The organism is Streptomyces sp. NPDC037054 (assembly GCF_055606745.1).
On record NZ_JBVJSJ010000012.1, the window covers coordinates 99,467 to 115,210 of the forward strand.

At 67.6% G+C, this 15,744-nt stretch carries 14 protein-coding genes and 1 pseudogene; 5 read left to right on the plus strand and 10 right to left on the minus strand.

Annotation, left to right across the window (positions count from 1 at the left end):
• Window positions 1-24: 24 nt before the first annotated feature.
• The 7 genes from ACZ7D7_RS26260 to ACZ7D7_RS26290 form a co-directional block, all read right to left on the minus strand.
• Window positions 25-588: a GAF domain-containing protein gene (locus tag ACZ7D7_RS26260; RefSeq protein ID WP_470827396.1), complete on the minus strand. Its 564-nt coding sequence runs from the start codon at window positions 586-588 to the stop codon at window positions 25-27.
• A complete protein-coding gene (locus ACZ7D7_RS26265; RefSeq protein WP_470827397.1) occupies window positions 588-1,220 on the minus strand; it encodes a GTP-binding protein in 633 nt (210 codons plus the stop codon). Before ACZ7D7_RS26265 ends, ACZ7D7_RS26260 begins: the two co-directional genes overlap by 1 nt.
• Before the next feature lie 7 nt (window positions 1,221-1,227).
• On the minus strand, window positions 1,228-1,632 hold the full coding sequence (locus tag ACZ7D7_RS26270; protein ID WP_470827399.1) for a DUF742 domain-containing protein: 405 nt from the start codon (window positions 1,630-1,632) through the stop codon (window positions 1,228-1,230).
• Complete coding sequence (locus tag ACZ7D7_RS26275; RefSeq protein WP_470827400.1) at window positions 1,629-2,144, minus strand: roadblock/LC7 domain-containing protein; 516 nt, start codon at window positions 2,142-2,144, stop codon at window positions 1,629-1,631. Before ACZ7D7_RS26275 ends, ACZ7D7_RS26270 begins: the two co-directional genes overlap by 4 nt.
• A gap of 69 nt (window positions 2,145-2,213) precedes the next feature.
• Window positions 2,214-3,728, minus strand: coding sequence for a sensor histidine kinase (locus tag ACZ7D7_RS26280; protein WP_470827402.1), 1,515 nt, complete (start codon window positions 3,726-3,728; stop codon window positions 2,214-2,216).
• A 26-nt stretch (window positions 3,729-3,754) separates the two neighbouring features.
• Window positions 3,755-5,650 carry a glycoside hydrolase family 15 protein gene (locus ACZ7D7_RS26285; RefSeq protein ID WP_470827403.1) on the minus strand — a complete coding sequence of 632 codons (1,896 nt, stop codon included), beginning with the start codon at window positions 5,648-5,650 and terminating at the stop codon, window positions 3,755-3,757.
• A 232-nt stretch (window positions 5,651-5,882) separates the two neighbouring features.
• Window positions 5,883-6,374 (minus strand): DUF6415 family natural product biosynthesis protein, encoded by a 492-nt coding sequence (locus ACZ7D7_RS26290; protein ID WP_470827404.1) that lies wholly within the window; start codon window positions 6,372-6,374, stop codon window positions 5,883-5,885.
• Between the two features lie 189 nt (window positions 6,375-6,563).
• On the opposite strand from ACZ7D7_RS26290, the gene ACZ7D7_RS26295 reads away from it, so the two are divergent.
• Together ACZ7D7_RS26295 and ACZ7D7_RS26300 are read left to right on the plus strand one after the other, a co-directional pair.
• Window positions 6,564-7,952: a Tat pathway signal protein gene (locus ACZ7D7_RS26295; protein WP_470827626.1), complete on the plus strand. Its 1,389-nt coding sequence runs from the start codon at window positions 6,564-6,566 to the stop codon at window positions 7,950-7,952.
• A 72-nt stretch (window positions 7,953-8,024) separates the two neighbouring features.
• Window positions 8,025-8,525, plus strand: coding sequence for an SAM-dependent methyltransferase (locus ACZ7D7_RS26300; RefSeq protein ID WP_073948162.1), 501 nt, complete (start codon window positions 8,025-8,027; stop codon window positions 8,523-8,525).
• A 109-nt stretch (window positions 8,526-8,634) separates the two neighbouring features.
• Here ACZ7D7_RS26300 and ACZ7D7_RS26305 read toward each other — a convergent pair.
• Window positions 8,635-9,096 (minus strand): annotated as a pseudogene (locus ACZ7D7_RS26305) (ATP-binding protein); the annotation flags it as partial.
• A 131-nt stretch (window positions 9,097-9,227) separates the two neighbouring features.
• Here ACZ7D7_RS26305 and ACZ7D7_RS26310 point away from each other — a divergent pair.
• Window positions 9,228-10,469, plus strand: a complete 1,242-nt coding sequence (locus tag ACZ7D7_RS26310) for a helix-turn-helix transcriptional regulator (RefSeq protein WP_470827406.1) — start codon at window positions 9,228-9,230, stop codon at window positions 10,467-10,469.
• Between the two features lie 74 nt (window positions 10,470-10,543).
• On the opposite strand, the gene cutA is transcribed toward ACZ7D7_RS26310, so the two are convergent.
• Window positions 10,544-10,864 (minus strand): divalent-cation tolerance protein CutA, encoded by a 321-nt coding sequence (gene cutA / locus ACZ7D7_RS26315; RefSeq protein ID WP_073948164.1) that lies wholly within the window; start codon window positions 10,862-10,864, stop codon window positions 10,544-10,546.
• 1,543 nt (window positions 10,865-12,407) lie between these two features.
• On the opposite strand from cutA, the gene ACZ7D7_RS26320 reads away from it, so the two are divergent.
• Window positions 12,408-12,605, plus strand: coding sequence for a helix-turn-helix transcriptional regulator (locus ACZ7D7_RS26320; protein WP_470827408.1), 198 nt, complete (start codon window positions 12,408-12,410; stop codon window positions 12,603-12,605).
• Window positions 12,596-13,990: a tyrosine-type recombinase/integrase gene (locus ACZ7D7_RS26325; RefSeq protein WP_470827410.1), complete on the plus strand. Its 1,395-nt coding sequence runs from the start codon at window positions 12,596-12,598 to the stop codon at window positions 13,988-13,990. Before ACZ7D7_RS26320 ends, ACZ7D7_RS26325 begins: the two co-directional genes overlap by 10 nt.
• Before the next feature lie 162 nt (window positions 13,991-14,152).
• Here ACZ7D7_RS26325 and exaC read toward each other — a convergent pair whose 3' ends face one another.
• A complete protein-coding gene (exaC, locus tag ACZ7D7_RS26330; protein WP_470827411.1) occupies window positions 14,153-15,676 on the minus strand; it encodes an acetaldehyde dehydrogenase ExaC in 1,524 nt (507 codons plus the stop codon).
• Window positions 15,677-15,744: the final 68 nt, after the last annotated feature.

Consider the following 15,744-nt stretch of genomic DNA (forward strand, 5'->3'; position numbering starts at 1 on the left):
CCGGGTGGGGGGTCGTGCAACGGACTAGCGGACGGGCGCGCGGGCGATGTGGTCCATCACCCGGACGCCGGCGTTGATGACGATGTCTCTCAGCCGTCGGGCCTCGCCCAGGGGCCGCTTCTCGGGGTCGATGACGCACACCGTGCCCAGCACGGTGCCGCTGTCGTGGATGAGCGGGGCACCGAAGTAGGAGCGGATCCCGACCGCGTCGACCACGGGGTTGCCGCTGAAGCGCGGGCTGGCGTGCACGTCGTGCAGCGGAAGGGCCTTCTTGCGGGCCATGACCTCCGGGCACCAGCCGTGGTCGCGGCTCATGGTGCGGCCGACGATGACGTACCCGCTGTCCGCGGGCGGCTGGTGCAGCCCGACGAAGGTCTGCTCCTCCAGGAAGAGGTTGACGAAGCCGTACACGAACCCGGCTTGTGTGGCCATGTCGCGGGCCAGTTCGTCGAAGTCCTCGCTGGCAGCGGTGGGCACGCCTAGGCGATCCAGCAGCTCGTACCGCTGCGCCAGCTCGGTCGCCTGCAGGGCCTGCGGGACGGGGACGGTCTGCCGCGCGCGGTAGGGGTCGTTGGGCTGATACGACATCAGGCGTCCTGAAAGGTGGTAGCGGATGCGGGGCGAGCGGGGCTTGCCGATGCGCTCTTCAAGGCGTGGCCAACGAGGGTCAGCAGGACGCCAGCGACGTGGTTCGGATCGCGGGCGTCGCAGGTGACCACCGGCACAGAGGCGGGCAGTTCGAGGGCGGTGCGGACCTCATCGGGGTGGTAACGATGTGCTCCGTCGAACTGGTTCACCGCGACGACGAAGGGCAGGCCGATGTCCTCGAAGAAACCGACGGGGGTGAAGCTGCTTTCCAGGCGGCGGGTGTCGACCAGGACGACCGCGCCGACGGCTCCGCGACAGAGGTCGTACCAGAGGTCGACGAACCGGTCCTGGCCGGGCGTGCCGAACAGGAACAATTCCAGGGGCACGGGCGCGTCGGGCAGGTTGAGGCGACCGAAGTCGAAGGCGACCGTGGTGGTCTGCTTGGCCTCGACGCCCGCCAGGCTGTCCACGTCCGCGCTCGCCTCGGTCAGGTACTCCTCCGTGCTCAGCGGCGTGATCTCACTGACGGCACCCACGGCGGTGGTCTTGCCCGCGCCGAAACCGCCAGCGATCACGACCTTAAGCACGGTCGGTGCACCGGTACGCGGGCGCGACGACGGCCGCAGCACCACGGCCGGGTCACCCGGCCTGGGGGTAGGCGATGGCATCGGGCCACTTCCTCTTCAGGCCCGCAGACAGGGCCGCCAGCAGTTGTGCAGAGGGACGTGCATGCGCGTCGGACGCGGCATAGGCGGTGACGGGGACGACCAGGGCGTCGGCGTCCAGGAGGTCGGAGATGAGGATCTTGACGGCGGTTACGGGACGGCCGAGTCGGCCCGCCAGCTCGGTCACCGAACGCCGGTGCTCCCGGCACAGGGCGAGGATCTCTGCGCATTCTTCGGCCTGGCCCGGGCCGGGCCGCCCGGGTCCGGCGTCCAGCACCGTGTCCAGGCCGAGCAGATGCCGTGGCCGGGTGCGACCGCGCGTCAGGATGTAGGTCCGCACGAATGTCGAATCCTCGGCCGCGCTCCCGTGTGCGGTCACCGGACCTCATCACCCGTGCCGACGCGGACGGGGATCTGCATGTAGGGGGCGAACTTCTGCACCAGGCGCCCCATCTCGAACCCGACGGTGCCGGCATCGGCGTCCATGGTCGCGATCACCGTGAGGACCGTGTCCACCACGCCCCGTTCGTTGCCGGGATGGCCCTCGAAGGCCGCGCTGCGACCGGAACTCTGGACGAAGATCAGACAGTCGTCTCGCTCGATGACGACCTGCCTCGCCGGCCTCTTCTTGTGGGTGGGGCCGGTGATGTTCGCCGCGAGTGAGGCCACTCCGCTGATGGCGGCCGACAGTTCGTCCGCCCAGTCCTTGTCGACGTCGCTGTCCAGCAGCCGCAGTCCGTCCCGCGAGAGCAGGACGGCGTGCGTGACGCCCGTCGTGTCGGAGGCGAACTGCCGCAGCAGCCAGGCCATGTTGTCCCGCTGTCCGCTTGCCGTTGTCTCGGTTGCGGGTGCGTCGCCGGTCACGTTGTTCATCGCGGGGTGGGTACTCATAGGGATCGCTCCAGAAGGGGGGAAGGGCCAGCGGATGTAACGGCCACCGGGAACGTGGAGGGACGAGGTTCAGGGCCTGGGGTGCTCTGTCGAAGCGGTGGGAGAACCGGCTTGCCCGCTGGCCTGGATGCCGGTGCGGAAGGCGGCTGCGAGCCCTGGCGTCGCCGCGATCACGGGGGCTTGCTCCCGCTCGTGTGGCGGATGGAACGTGCCGGCCTGGCGTCTACGCGTGGGAAGGGCGGGCGCATCGGCAGAGTGACCTGCCCGTGCGGGTTCCGGAGCCCCTGCGGTACCGGGGTGTGGGACCTGCCCCGGCCTCGGAGTGGCTGGAGTCGCGGCAACCTGCTGCGGTTGCGGCGCCAAGGGGCGGGCGTCCTGGGGCAGCGCGCTCGCATCGTCGACGGAGGGAATCGCTACCAGGAGCCGTGCCGGGATGACCACCAGGGCGGTGGTGCCTCCCGTCACGTTCTCCTGCAGGAGAACGGACAGCCCGTGCGACTGGGCGATCTTCGCGGCGACCAGCAAGCCGAGCTGCCCCGCTCGCACCTGGCCGCTGACGTCGACCTCTTCGGGGGCCTGGAGCAGGTGGTTCATCTGCGCCCGCGTCTGCGGATGCATGGGGATGGCCCGGTCCTCGACCTCGACCGCCAGCCCGTTCGCCACCCGCTGCGCACGCACCATCACCTTCGTAGCCGGATCGGAACACTCACAGGCGTTCTCGACCAGCTCAGCCAGCAGGTGCGTCAGGTCCGGACCCACATGGCCGGGAAGGCCCAGCTCCGCGCCCACGGACCCCGCCGCAACCGCCACCCGCGGATACTGCACGACCTCGGAGACGGCGCCGCGCAGCACGCTCTTGACGGGAACGGGCCGACGCACGCTGCGCAGGGACTGCCCGCCCAGCACCGCCGTGCTCTCGACCTGGCGACGCATCCGCGTCACGAGGTGATCGATCTCGAAGATCTTGGCCAGCAGCTCCGGGTCGTCGGTCAGCATCTCCAGCTGGCTCAGTGCTTCAAGTGCCTTGCCGACCAAGGCGTGCTCGCGCATGGCCAGGCGGCGCAGCACTTCCATGAGGACGACGGACTGGGACTCGTCGTGCACCCGTATCAACGACGCGACGGCCCGCACTTGGAGAGCATTCAACGCCTTGTCAATCTCGGCGTCAGGGCTGGCAGGTGGCGCCTGCAGGTCCGGCAGCGGCGGGCGTCCCCCGCGGCACAGCTCGTCCGCCGACCACTGCACCGACTTCTCGATGGCCGCGGCTGCCCCTGCGATTGCTGCCAGCGCCGTTGCCCGGGCCTCCTCCGCCGCTGCCTGTATGGCTCCTGCGGCCGTTCGCGCTCCGCGAGCCGCCATCGTGGCGACGCCCGCGAGTCCGCAGATCAGGCCGGCCAGGAGCCAGCCGGGGCCCACCGCGGACACCGACCAGAGGGTGAAGGCGGCACCCAGCAGGGCGGCAAGGAGCACTAGGGGCAGTGCGACGGCGCGGTGGACACGGTGCAGGGTGAACGCGTTGATCGGAGGCCGCCGTCGGCGGTGGCCGGTGGCGGCCGGCCGTGCCGAAAAGGCGCTGTCAGGCATGGGAATCCTCGTCAGGGTGGGGGTGGCTAGGCGTGCTGCAGCGTCAGGTCTGCGCAGGTCTTGTGTGTGCTGCGTGCGGTCGAGCGGGGTGACGGAAACGCGACCGCGCCGCGGTGGGAGGACTGCGTCGCCAGGAGTTGAAGCAGCCGGGCGCTCTGGATCAGGCCCATGTGGCTGAATGCCTGCGGGAAGTTGCCGAGCTGGCGCTGCTGGACGGGGTCGTACTCCTCGGCCAGGAGGCCGAGGTCGTTGCGCAGTGCGAGGAGGCGTTCGAACAGGGCGTGGGCCTCGTCGAGGCGGCCGGTCAGGGCCAGGGCGTCTACGAGCCAGAAGGAGCAAAGGACGAATGTGCCCTCGTCTCCGCTCAGGCCGTCCACCCCGGTGTGGTCGCCGATGGTCGGGTAACGGCGCACAAGCCCGTCAGACGTGGAGAGTTCACGGCGCACTGCGTCCACGGTGCCGATGACGCGCGGGTCGTTCGGCGGTAGGAAGCCAACGCGGGGGATCAGCAGCGTGGCGGCGTCGAGTTCCTTGGAACCGTAGGACTGGGTAAAGGTGTTGCGCACCGGATCGAAGCCCCTGGTGCAGACCTCGTGGTGGATGGTTGCCCGCAGCTCGGTCAGGCGGGCCAGGTCGATGTCGAGCGCGCCGGCTTCGGCCAGGCGGATGGTGCGGTCGATCGCCACCCAGGCCATCACCTTGGAGTGGACGAAGTGCTGGCGTGCCCCGCGGATCTCCCAGATCCCCTCGTCGGGCTCCCGCCAGCGCTGTGCCAGGTGCTCGACGAGCCGCTGGTGCAGGACCGCGGTGTCGGCACAGTGGGCCACACCGCTCTCTTGCGCGAGGTACAGGGTCTCGATCACCTCGCCGTACACGTCGAGCTGGAGTTGGTCCGCCGCCCCGTTCCCGACCCGCACCGGCGTCGAGCCCTCATACCCGGGCAGCCAGGGCAACTCCCGTTCCCGAAGATCACGCTCTCCGGTGATCGCGTACATGATCTGCAGGTTCTCTGGGTCGCCGGCCACGGAACGCAGAAGCCAGCGCCGCCATGCCTGCGCCTCCTGCCGGTAGCCGGTCTCCAGTAACGCGGCCAGGGTCGTAGCGGCGTCGCGCAGCCAGGTGAAGCGGTAGTCCCAATTGCGTCGGCCGCCGATCTCCTCGGGCAGCGAGGTGGTCGGCGCGGCGACGATCCCGCCGCTCGGGTGGTAGGTCAGTGCCTTCAGTGCGATCAAGGAACGGACCACGGCCTCACGGTAGGGGCCGTCGTAGGTGCACTGCTGCGTCCAGTCCTGCCAGAAGGCGAGCGTCTCGGTGAGCGCCGCGTGCGGGTCGGGGATCTCCGGAGCCGGTGCGTGGGACGGGCACCAGCTGAGCACGAACGCCACGCTCTGCCTGGCGCGGATGGCAAAGGCACTGACGACGACCCCGTCCTTCTCCGCCTGCGGGACGCAGGTGTCGAGCCACAGTGCGTCCGCGCCGGCCTCCGCGACCATGCGCCCATCGGCCTCGTGGATCCACGGGCTGACGCTGCCGTATCCCGGCCGCGGACGCATGGCCGAAACCATTGCCACCTCACCGGCCAGACCCTCGACGATCCGGATCACCTGCGGTGCCCCGTCGCGAGGCGGCATGAAGTCCAGGACGCGGACCGACCCGGCCGGTGTGCGCCAGATCGATTCGAGGACGAGCGTGTCACCGCGGTACCGGCGCTCGGCGACCGCTTCGGGCCCGGAGGGGCCAGGCGCGGCCGGGGCGATCTGCCAGGTGCCGTGCTTGTGCGTGCCGAGCAGGCCGGCGAAGACGGCCGACGAGTCGAACCGGGGCAGGCACAGCCAGTCGATCGAACCGTCGTCGCAGACGTGGGCACTGGTCTGCATGTCGCCGATCAGGCCGTACTGCTCGATGCGCGGGAGGCGTTTCATCGTGTGGGTCTCCGTAGTCCCCGTGGACCCGGGGGTGGCTTCGGGGCCGCCGGGGCGGCCGGGAAGTGTCGGTGAGAGAGGCACGGTGGTTACCGGTCCGGGGGAGGTCTGTTCTGCCTCGGCCGGGGATCCACGTCCCGTGGAGCAATGCGGCCGGTTACTCGCTCACCACGAAGAGCCAGCCACGCCATGGGACCGAGAATCAGCGCGATCAGAACTGCCCCGGCGGCGGTCATGTCCGGGGCTCCGACGCGGCCAGAACCACGCACGCGAGGGCGAGAGCGAAGACCGCGCCGCGCAGCACGTTGATCGGCGGCTTCCACCAGCGCCGTCTCTGGACCGACTTCGCAGGGGCCACGTCGTGGGCCTGCACGGCAGCGATAAGGTCTTGGGTCGCCTCGGCCAGCCTGACCAGATGAACCCTGCTGGGCATGTAGCCATCGGGGAGGCCGCCCGAACAGAGCTGCTGCGCACGGAGCAGGGCTGGCTCTTGCGAAGGCGTCAGAGCTCCGAGCTGGCTGACGTGTCCTCGCAGCCGCAGTGCGAGGTCCTCCACATCGGCGGCAGTATCGGGTAACGGCGAGTCCTCGCCCAGCACGAGCGCCACCGTTTCCGTCGCCGAGGCCGCCGGGTCCCGTCGCAGGATGGGCTCACCAAGGGCGTGGCTTCTCCTTCCCTGATCACTGAGTTGGCACGCCCGGCGAAGGGCCAGCGAGGGACGCATGACGCAACTCCTAGGTGAATCAAGCCAACTTGAGCGAGGAACGCTGTGCACCGCAGGCAACTGACGTGCAAGGTGAGTGATCCTGCGGCTACGTTGAGCGAACCGCGAATCCCTGTCAGGGGGTATGCCTACGCGGCCCTCAAGGCCGTCAAAGGCGTCAAAGATCATTTCGGAACCGAGGGGCAGTACATGGCCCGTGAGAGAAACGTCGCCCTTGCCGCGCTCCTGCGCGAAGCGGGCTGGTCCCAGCCCCAAGCAGCCGCCGCGGTCGCTCGCGTTGCTGCGGAGAGCGGTGCACGCGAACTGGAGGCCATTTCCCGCTCCCACATCGCCATGTGGGTCCAGGGCACGAAGCCCAGTGGACGAGCGCCTCATATCCTGCGTGAGACGCTGTCCCGCAGGCTCGGCCGACGCCTCACCCTCGCTGACCTCGGACTGGAAGATGGGCCGACAGGATCCACTGACAGTAGTTCTGACTGGAGCGTCGACCCTCTGACCGTGCTGACCGAGCTGGGAAGCGACGATCTGGACATGCACCGACGCAAGCTGTTGGCTACCACCGCGTACTCGGCCGCCGGCCTCGTCCTGCCTGCCGCTCCATGGTGGGCAGCCGCCCCGGCCACGGCGGCCTCGCGCCCTGCAGTCTCCTCCCGGCTGGTGACTCAGGCTGACATCGACGATGTCCGCAAACTGACCACCTTCTACTCCGCGAGGGACCAGCAGCGCGGTGGAGCCTCGGGGCGCTCGGCCCTGGCCGGCCATCTTCGCGACGAAGCGGTGCCGCTCCTGGGCAGCAGGTTCCGAACGGAACAGCACCGCCGGGATACGTACTCGGCCGTGGCAGAGATGACCTACCTCGCCGGCTGGATGGCCTTCGACGCCTCCGAGCATCGGACCGCCCAGCGCTACCTCACCCTCGCCGCACGCATTGCGGCCGAAGCCGCAGACGGACCGCTGGGCGGCCACATCCTGCGTGCCCTCGCCCATCAAGCAGTCGACCTCGGGCACCCACGCAGAGCGCTCGACCTGGCCGACGCCTCCATGTCCCGCACCCACTACGGCCAGGCCAGCTCGCGGGAGAAGGCCCTGCTCGCGGTAGTCCATGCCCGCGCCCTGGCCGCCGGCGGCGACCGCCGCGGCACTCTCGCGGCCATCAGTCGCGCGGAGAGGGACCTCGCACGTGCCGATAACGAGGATGCCCCCGACCGCGTCAGCTTCTTCCAGGAAGCCTCCCTTGCCCACGAGACTGCGTGTGCCTTGCGGGACCTGGGAAATCCTCTCGACGCGGAGTTGCATTTTCAGCGCAGCGTCGCCACCCGCCGACGGCAGCAGTATGCCCGTACCCACAGTGTGACGCTCGGCTACCTCGGTGCTGTCCAGGTCCAGCAGGGACGCCTCGATGAGGCATGTGGTACCTGGGGACAAGCACTGGACGCCATGGCTGGCGTCCAGTCCGGCCGCGCCCGCGACGTCATCGTCCGCATGCAGAGCGACCTCTCGCCTGTGCGGCAACGTGGTGGCCGCCACGTCGCCGAACTGGACCGCCGGGCGCGGGAAATGCTGCGCGCCATAGGCTGACCACAGGGCACGTCCGCAGCTATTGACGGCAGCTGCTGAACACGCGACCCCGTTAGAGAGGAACGAGCGCCGATGGCAACGTACGAGGTCGAATCGATCGCAACGGTGGTCGGGGGCCACACCCGCGTTCAGGACGATTACCAGGGCGGAGTCGAGTCGGTCATCCGTCTCAACGAGGCGTACCCCCTTGAGACGCTGCAGGGAATCGAAGAGTTTTCCCACCTGACGGTGACCTGGCTCTTCCACCTGGCGCGACCGGAAGACGTCCAGCTCCACGCACGCAGCCCCCGCGGGAATCCGGACTGGCCGTCGACCGGTACCTTCGTCCACCGCAACCATCGGCGTCCCAATCAACTGGCGATCAGCTACCCGCGGCTGCTCAAGGTCGAGGGGCGGGACCTGTTGGTCACCGATCTCGACGCTGTAGACGGAACGCCCGTGATCGACTTGGCACCGTACTTCGAACAGATGGGGCCTCGTGGCCCGATCCGTCAGCCTGCCTGGCCCGGCGAGATGCTCGAACCGAATTACTGGGCGAAGGCAAGCGAACGGCCCTCGGAGCGCCCTGTGTGACAGAAGCGACTGAGCTGCCCGGCTTGCCATTTGCATCGTCGGCAACCAACTGGAGGTCTGGCTCAGCTGCAGCCCTCGCGTCTTGGAACTCACACCACGTCTCCTCGCCGCTGCTCTCCCATGCGTCTGAGATCGCATCGACCAGCCGGATCCCGCGCCCCGATTCACCGTCGGGTCCGGCTTCCTTGAGCACAGCGGGCGCCGGGTTGTGGTCGGTTACCGAGACACGCACCACGTCGACGCCCACCGTGATGCGGAGCACGACTTCGCCCTCACCGTGGACTACGGCGTTGGTGACCAGCTCCGAGACGGCCAGTACGACGAGCCCCGCCACCGGCTCCGAAACATGGCACCGCCGCAGGAACGCCCTGGCTATGCGCCGCATCTCCCCGACCTTCGCGAGGTCGGGGAGAAGGGCCGCCTGACAGGCATGGGATGCCGCCGGTACCTCTGCCCTCGCCCATGCGCCGGGCTCGTCTTCCTGAACCGGCCTGACGCATGACGCGCCTGCTGTAGCCGCACAGCTACGGATGCCCCCGCCGGGCGGGGCCGCCTCTTGGAGCTTGGTCATGTGGGCTATGGCACCGCGCGGCGACGCCGTCGACCAGGGGAATCCAGAGGGGGAAAAATATGTCAAGGGGGAAACTGCAGGGGGGAATTGAGGCCATGATTGGATTCCGCCCACCAACAGAGGTCACACTCATGCCAGACCCGTTCGCCGACCTGCTCCTCCGGCTGCGGCAGGAGGCAGGCCGGACTCAGGAGGAGCAGGCGGAGGCGATCAACGCTGTCTCCGGCCGGGACACCATGACCCGCCGAGAGATTAGCCGTTATGAGAACTTCGAGAACATTCCTACCAACCACACGATCGGCCACATCGCGGCGGCCTGCGGTGTCCCCTTCGAGGAACTACAGCGAGAGGCCAAGGCCGCCCGCGCTCGGAAGAGAAAGGGGCATGCCGATGCAGGGGAGGAGCAAGACGCCGTGAAGCGTCGCACGCTCCTGGGTAGCGCCACCATCGGCGTGAGCGTGGCCGCCGAGCCCTGGGGGCGCCTCGCCTTCGCCCTCAGCAAGGGGGCCAAGATCGATTCGCCCGCTGCCGCCGCGCTCATCGACCGAGCCGCTGAACTGCACGTCCAGGAACTCAACCTCAGCGCGCGGCGGCTACAAAAAACGGTCGAGTCGCATCTTGACGCGATCACTGCGGCCCTGCCTCGTGCAGGCGATCACGAAGGCGCTCTCACCATCGCCGCCGGAGAAACCGCCGCTCTGGCCGGTTGGGTGGCCTGGGACCTGGGGGAGCACGACAAAGCCAACGCCTACTACAAAGTCACGTCGCAGTGCGCGGCGGCTGCCGGGCATCCTCCACTCCGAGCCCTGGCCCTGACCTACAGCAGCTACGGCGCTTTGGCGCCAAAGGCGAAGATGGAGTTCCTCTCCCAAGCCGCCAACGACGTGCGCGGCCACGGTAACGCTACTGCTGCCGCCTGGGTTCTCGGTAGGCATGCGGAAGAAGCTGCGGCGGCCGGCGACGAGGTGGGAGCGCTCCGGGCGTTAGACCGAGCGCGCTTCGCTTACGATTTCGCGGACCACGCCAGCGAGCAGGCATGGGTCAGGTTCGTGACCCCATACCGCATGGACTCGTTGGCCCTGTCCGTGTACGGCCAGCTGAGGCGTCCCGAGCTCACGTCCACAGCTGATACCGCGGTCGACCGCCTCGGAGACGGACTACCGGACGGGGGCGTCGTGGTCCTCGGTGATCTCGCTTCGGCCCTACTGCGTGGGGGTGACGTCGATCAAGGGGTGTACGTGTCACGTCAGTTCGTCGCAGCTGCAGAGGCCAAGCCCAACACGATGGGCAAGGAGCGCGCATCGACTATCGCCTCGTCGCTCCCTGACAGTGAGCAGGAACTCGGCCGCCATCTACGGAAGTTCGCATCCTGAGACCCCACACGCAGTAGGCGGGTAAGCCCAGGACGCCAGCGCCGTCGTACGGGCGGCCCGGCGCTCCGCAGAACCTATGCCGTCTCCTCGATAACCCAGGACAGGTACGCCTCCGACCCGCCGGTCACGGGCAGCGTGATCCACTGGGGTACGTCGTAGGGGTGCTTCTCGTGCAGCCACGCCTCCAGTGCCGGGAGACGGTCCGTCGTAGTCATGTACGAGATCCGCCACTCCTGCGCCGTCTCGACCTTCCCCTTCCACCAGTAAAAGGCTGTGATCGGCGCATCAATGTGAACGCCCGCTGCCAGCTTGCTCTCGACCGCGCCACGGGCCAACGCCTTCGCCTGATCCTCGTTGTCGCTGGTCGTCTGCGCGATCACAATCTCGTTGGCCATGCAATTACCTCTCCAGTCCAGTTACCGCGACTGTACCGAGCCGTCAAGGGCACACGTCACGCTGCTGAAACAGCATCATCCCGGCCCGTGCCGGACCATCTGCTAAACAGAGCGGCGTGATCATACGGGTCACCGAGCCATCGAGGCGGCGACGCCCCTGTCCGAGGACGGTCACGGGTAGTTGCGGCATCGAAAGCGGAACCCCGCGGGGCACAGAGCCGCGGGCACACCCGAGTGCGTGACCTGTGAACGTCGACCGCACGACGGCCCGTCCGCTACTGATGGACTTCAAGCGGGTCCCCGTCGTGCCGTCGGAGTGGGATCTTGACTCTATGGCCGCGGAGATGACGACGGCCGACGCGGCCACCGAGACCGAGTACGCCCTGTTTCGCGAGACGTACGGCACGGACGTCACCGAGGTGCGAAGGATACGCGTTCCTCCTCGCGAGTTGCGCATGGCGACCTACAAAGCCCCGTATGAGGCCACGCGACCGAGTGGCAAGCAGAGGCTCAGTACCGTGTCGACTGCCTGCATGGCCGTGCAGCGCCGTGACCCTGGAACTGGAGAGGGATCCATGTAACCCTCACGAACACTCCGACACTCAGGTGTTGTAGCTCTTCAGTTTCACTTCGCTCCCCAATTGCCTGCGCCCTCCACTGGTATGTCTGCAGCGTAGCCGGCGACCTCCGCCGCCTTCTTTTCGGAGGTTGTGGGCCGCTCGTCCGGGCTGGTCCCTGGCATCGTGCACATCGACATCACGGTGCGACCAAGTCAGGTGAAGGAGGAGCACGCCTTGCCCCTCTTCTCCGACGGAACGCCCCCTGCGTCTTTCGGTTGGCCTTCCCGCGGCTCGGCATTCGCCCACGGCAGACGAGAAATAGCCCCGAAGGACTGGAACCTCCTCTGGGAATATGTCAACGTACAACGTCCCGGAAAATACCAAGTCAGTGGCGGGATTCAGGATTCCAGGCCGACCTGCACGTCGGCCATGACGACGTCCGACACCTCGCGCTGCTCGGCCTCATCGCGGAGGCCCCGACCCAAGGAGCACCCCTGTCGAATGCCGCTCTCCGATCGGTCCGATTCAGCGCCCCCATCTGCTCGACACTTGGTGCCCTGAACGTATGGACCACATCGGAGCGAGAGGATTGCGCCGCTCCTCCCCGGCGCTGTGCCCCTGTGTTTGTGCGACCGCGTTGACAACGGACTCGGGGTGTTCGTGACGGACGGCGCGGCCTCGTTCTCCGATCGCGCCGACTGGCCCCCTGTGTTTCGTCCGATGCAATCGTCCGTGAGTTGCCCTGCGGGGCGCAACATAGACCACGATCGCCGGTTGGCCAAACCGGCGATCGTGACGACCATTGAGGTGTTCTCAGCGGCTGTGCTTGGCGGTGGAGCCGTTCGGACACCATGGCCCTTCATGTCGGCGACCAGTAGTCCCCGTAACTGACAGAGTTTGCCCATCAGTTGCGGCGGAGTGGGTGCAAGTCGAGCACTGCTGCTTGGGCCGCCGACATATCTGGAACATCCGAGGAAACATCAATGGCTCGTCCACCTGCGCTCAAGCTCGCCGAGGTCCTAGCGGAAATCAGGATGAGCCCGTCGGCTTTCTATCGCCTGCGCGCTCGCGGTCAGGCACCCCGAATGATCAAGCTGCCCAATGGTGAACTGCGCTGCCAGCGCGCCGATCTGGATGCGTGGTGGGATGCGTGTGAAAGGGATACGCCTGGATGGCGATGAGTTATAACATCCGCTTCTGGGAGATACGTGAGCGCCCCGACCGGCGCAAGCCTTTCCAGATTCGGTGGACGGTTAACGGGCGAGAGAAGTCTGAGTCCTTCATCGCGTTCGCGCTTGCTGACAGCCGGCGTGCGAAGCTGATGACAGCCGCGCGCGAGGGTGAGCCGTTTGACGAGCACACAGGTCTGCCATCATCCGAGTTGCGGTCCATCAAGCAGCGCACTACGTGGTACGACCTGGTGCACGAATACATCGAGCAAAGATGGGAGCGCACGCCAGGGAACACCCGCCGCACCCTGGCTGATGCCTTCGCTACGGTCACGCCCGCCCTGGTACGCCCCGGCGCAGCGTATTCCGATCCGCGGGTACTGCGGCGTGCCCTGTACTCGTGGGCATTCAACAAGAAAGCTTGGGAGTGCGAGCCCACCGAGGAGTGGCTCCATGCGCTGGACTGGATGAAGCGCAACTCGCTGCCGGTCAGCGCCCTCGCGGAAGCCGACGTTCTGAGGCGGGCCCTCGATGCGATGTGCCGCAAGCTGGACGGCAAGGCGGCTGCGGCTAAAACAGCCCGACGCAAGAGGGCTGCGTTCAACGAAGCTCTCAACACTGCGGTGGAGAAGGGGTACTTCGCAGAGAACCCCCTCAAAGGGCTCCGGTGGCAAGCGCCAGCAGTCAGTGAGGAGGTGGATCCGGCCGCCGTTCCCAATCCGGCCCAGGTGCTTCGGCTGCTCGAGGCCGTTGCTCGCCAGCGGGGGCGGGGTCCTCATCTTGAAGCATTCTTCGGTTGCATGTACTTCGCGGCTATGCGGCCAGCAGAGGTCATCCACCTTCGGATCGAGCAATGCCACTTGCCAAAGACGGGATGGGGCATGCTGAACCTCTCGGGCGGGGTCGTCACGTCTGGCAAGGGGTGGACCGACGACGGTGAGGTGCACGAGGTGCACTCGCTCAAGCGTCGCGCGGCAAGCGCGACGCGGCCTGTTCCCATCCCGCCGCAGTTCGTACGCATGCTGCGTGCCCATGTGAATCGGTTCGACGTGGCACCTGACGGTCGACTTTTCCGGAACCAGGCTGGCAACTACGTGGACGCTGCCGCCTACGGCATCACATGGGCGCGGGCCCGGGAATACGCCCTGACCCGTACTGAGCGCACTTCTCGCCTGGCCAAGCGGCCTTACGATCTCCGTCACGCCGGGATCTCGTTCTGGCTCTACTCCGGAGTGGACCCGGCCGAGTGCGCCCGCCGCGCCGGCCAGAGCATCGAGGTTCTCTTTCGCCACTACGCCAAGTTCCTTGACGGCCTTCGAGAGCAGGCGAACCGTCTCATCGAGCAGTCCATGAACGAGTGGCAGCGCGTCAGTCAGGGTGACGTACCCGAGGGCTGAACCGGGGGTTTGGTCCGTGACTGGTCCGGAAGCACTGGTCAGGAGGGGTGCAGTCGTGGGAGGAATTGGGAGTTAGCACGCAAGCCGGGCCCGGTCGAGAACGGGTTGCACGAAGGGCGCCTGACGGGAGAAAACCCAGGTCAGGCGCCTTTTCGCATGTGTCTAGAAGAAGCCCAGCCTCTTCGGCGAGTACGACACCAGAAGATTCTTCGTCTGCTGGTAGTGCTCCAGCATCATCTTGTGGTTCTCGCGGCCGATGCCCGACTGCTTGTAGCCGCCGAAGGCCGCGTGGGCCGGGTAGGCGTGGTAGCAGTTCGTCCAGACGCGGCCCGCCTGGATGGCCCGGCCCGCGCGGTACGCCGTGTTGATGTCCCGCGTCCACACCCCGGCGCCGAGGCCGTACAGCGTGTCGTTGGCGATCTTGATGGCGTCGTCGAAGGTGTCGAACGACGTCACCGACACGACCGGTCCGAAGATCTCCTCCTGGAAGATCCGCATGCGGTTGTCGCCCTCGAAGATCGTCGGCTGGACGTAGTAGCCGCCCTTCAACTCGCCGTCGTACTCGATGCGTTCGCCGCCGGTCAGGACTCGCGCGCCCTCCTGGCGGCCGATGTCCAGGTAGGAGAGGATCTTCTCCAGCTGGTCGTTGGAGGCCTGCGCGCCGATCATCGTGTCGGTGTCGAGGGGGTTGCCCGGCTTGATCTGCTCGGTGCGGGCGACGGCCGCCTCCAGGAACTCCGCGTAGTTGCCGCGCTGGATCAGCGCCCGGGACGGGCACGTGCACACCTCGCCCTGGTTCAGCGCGAACATCGTGAAGCCCTCGAGCGCCTTGTCGCGGAATTCGTCGTTCTGCGCCCAGACGTCGTCGAAGAAGATGTTCGGCGACTTGCCGCCGAGCTCCAGGGTGACCGGCTTGATGTTCTCCGAGGCGTACTGCATGATCAGCCGCCCCGTCGTCGTCTCGCCGGTGAAGGCCACCTTCGCGACCCGCGGGCTCGACGCCAGCGGCTTGCCGGCCTCCGCGCCGAAACCGTTGACGATGTTCACCACACCCGGCGGCAGCAGGTCCGCGACCAGGCTCATCCAGTAGTGGATCGACGCCGGGGTCTGCTCGGCCGGCTTGATGACGACCGCGTTGCCCGCGGCCAGCGCCGGCGCGAGCTTCCACGTCGCCATGAGCAGCGGGAAGTTCCACGGGATGATCTGCGCGACCACACCCAGCGGCTCGTGGAAGTGGTACGCCACCGTGTCGTCGTCGACCTCGCCGAGCGAACCCTCCTGCGCGCGGATCGCGCCCGCGAAGTACCGGAAGTGGTCGATCGCGAGCGGGATGTCGGCCGCCAGCGTCTCCCGCACCGGCTTGCCGTTCTCCCAGCTCTCCGCGACGGCGAGCTTCTCCAGGTTCGCCTCCATGCGGTCGGCGATCCTCAGCAGCACGGCGGAGCGCTCGGTCACCGACGTACGGCCCCAGCCAGGGGCCGCCGCGTGCGCCGCGTCGAGGGCCCGCTCCACGTCCTCCGCGGTGCCGCGCGCCACCTCGGTGAACGGCTGCCCGTTCACCGGCGACGGGTTCTCGAAGTACTGCCCCCGGACCGGCGGCACGTACTCGCCGCCGATGAAGTGGTCGTAGCGCGCCTGGTAGGAGACGATCGCGCCCTCGCTGCCGGGCGCCGCGTAACGAGTCATGCTGGTCAGCCTCCACACGATGCGCTGCCCGCCGTTGGGCAGCTCTCGTCCGGGACGGTAGGCGACGC

Coding starts and splice junctions, on each gene's coding strand:
- cutA (WP_073948164.1), bottom strand. CDS start 10,864: ATGGCCAACGAGATTGTGATCGCGCAGACGACCAGCGACAACGAGGAT.
- ACZ7D7_RS26310 (WP_470827406.1), top strand. CDS start 9,228: ATGCCAGACCCGTTCGCCGACCTGCTCCTCCGGCTGCGGCAGGAGGCA.
- ACZ7D7_RS26275 (WP_470827400.1), bottom strand. CDS start 2,144: ATGAGTACCCACCCCGCGATGAACAACGTGACCGGCGACGCACCCGCA.
- ACZ7D7_RS26320 (WP_470827408.1), top strand. CDS start 12,408: ATGGCTCGTCCACCTGCGCTCAAGCTCGCCGAGGTCCTAGCGGAAATC.
- ACZ7D7_RS26260 (WP_470827396.1), bottom strand. CDS start 588: ATGTCGTATCAGCCCAACGACCCCTACCGCGCGCGGCAGACCGTCCCC.
- exaC (WP_470827411.1), bottom strand. CDS start 15,676: ATGACTCGTTACGCGGCGCCCGGCAGCGAGGGCGCGATCGTCTCCTAC.
- ACZ7D7_RS26290 (WP_470827404.1), bottom strand. CDS start 6,374: ATGCGTCCCTCGCTGGCCCTTCGCCGGGCGTGCCAACTCAGTGATCAG.
- ACZ7D7_RS26295 (WP_470827626.1), top strand. CDS start 6,564: ATGGCCCGTGAGAGAAACGTCGCCCTTGCCGCGCTCCTGCGCGAAGCG.
- ACZ7D7_RS26280 (WP_470827402.1), bottom strand. CDS start 3,728: ATGCCTGACAGCGCCTTTTCGGCACGGCCGGCCGCCACCGGCCACCGC.
- ACZ7D7_RS26300 (WP_073948162.1), top strand. CDS start 8,025: ATGGCAACGTACGAGGTCGAATCGATCGCAACGGTGGTCGGGGGCCAC.
- ACZ7D7_RS26325 (WP_470827410.1), top strand. CDS start 12,596: ATGGCGATGAGTTATAACATCCGCTTCTGGGAGATACGTGAGCGCCCC.
- ACZ7D7_RS26285 (WP_470827403.1), bottom strand. CDS start 5,650: ATGAAACGCCTCCCGCGCATCGAGCAGTACGGCCTGATCGGCGACATG.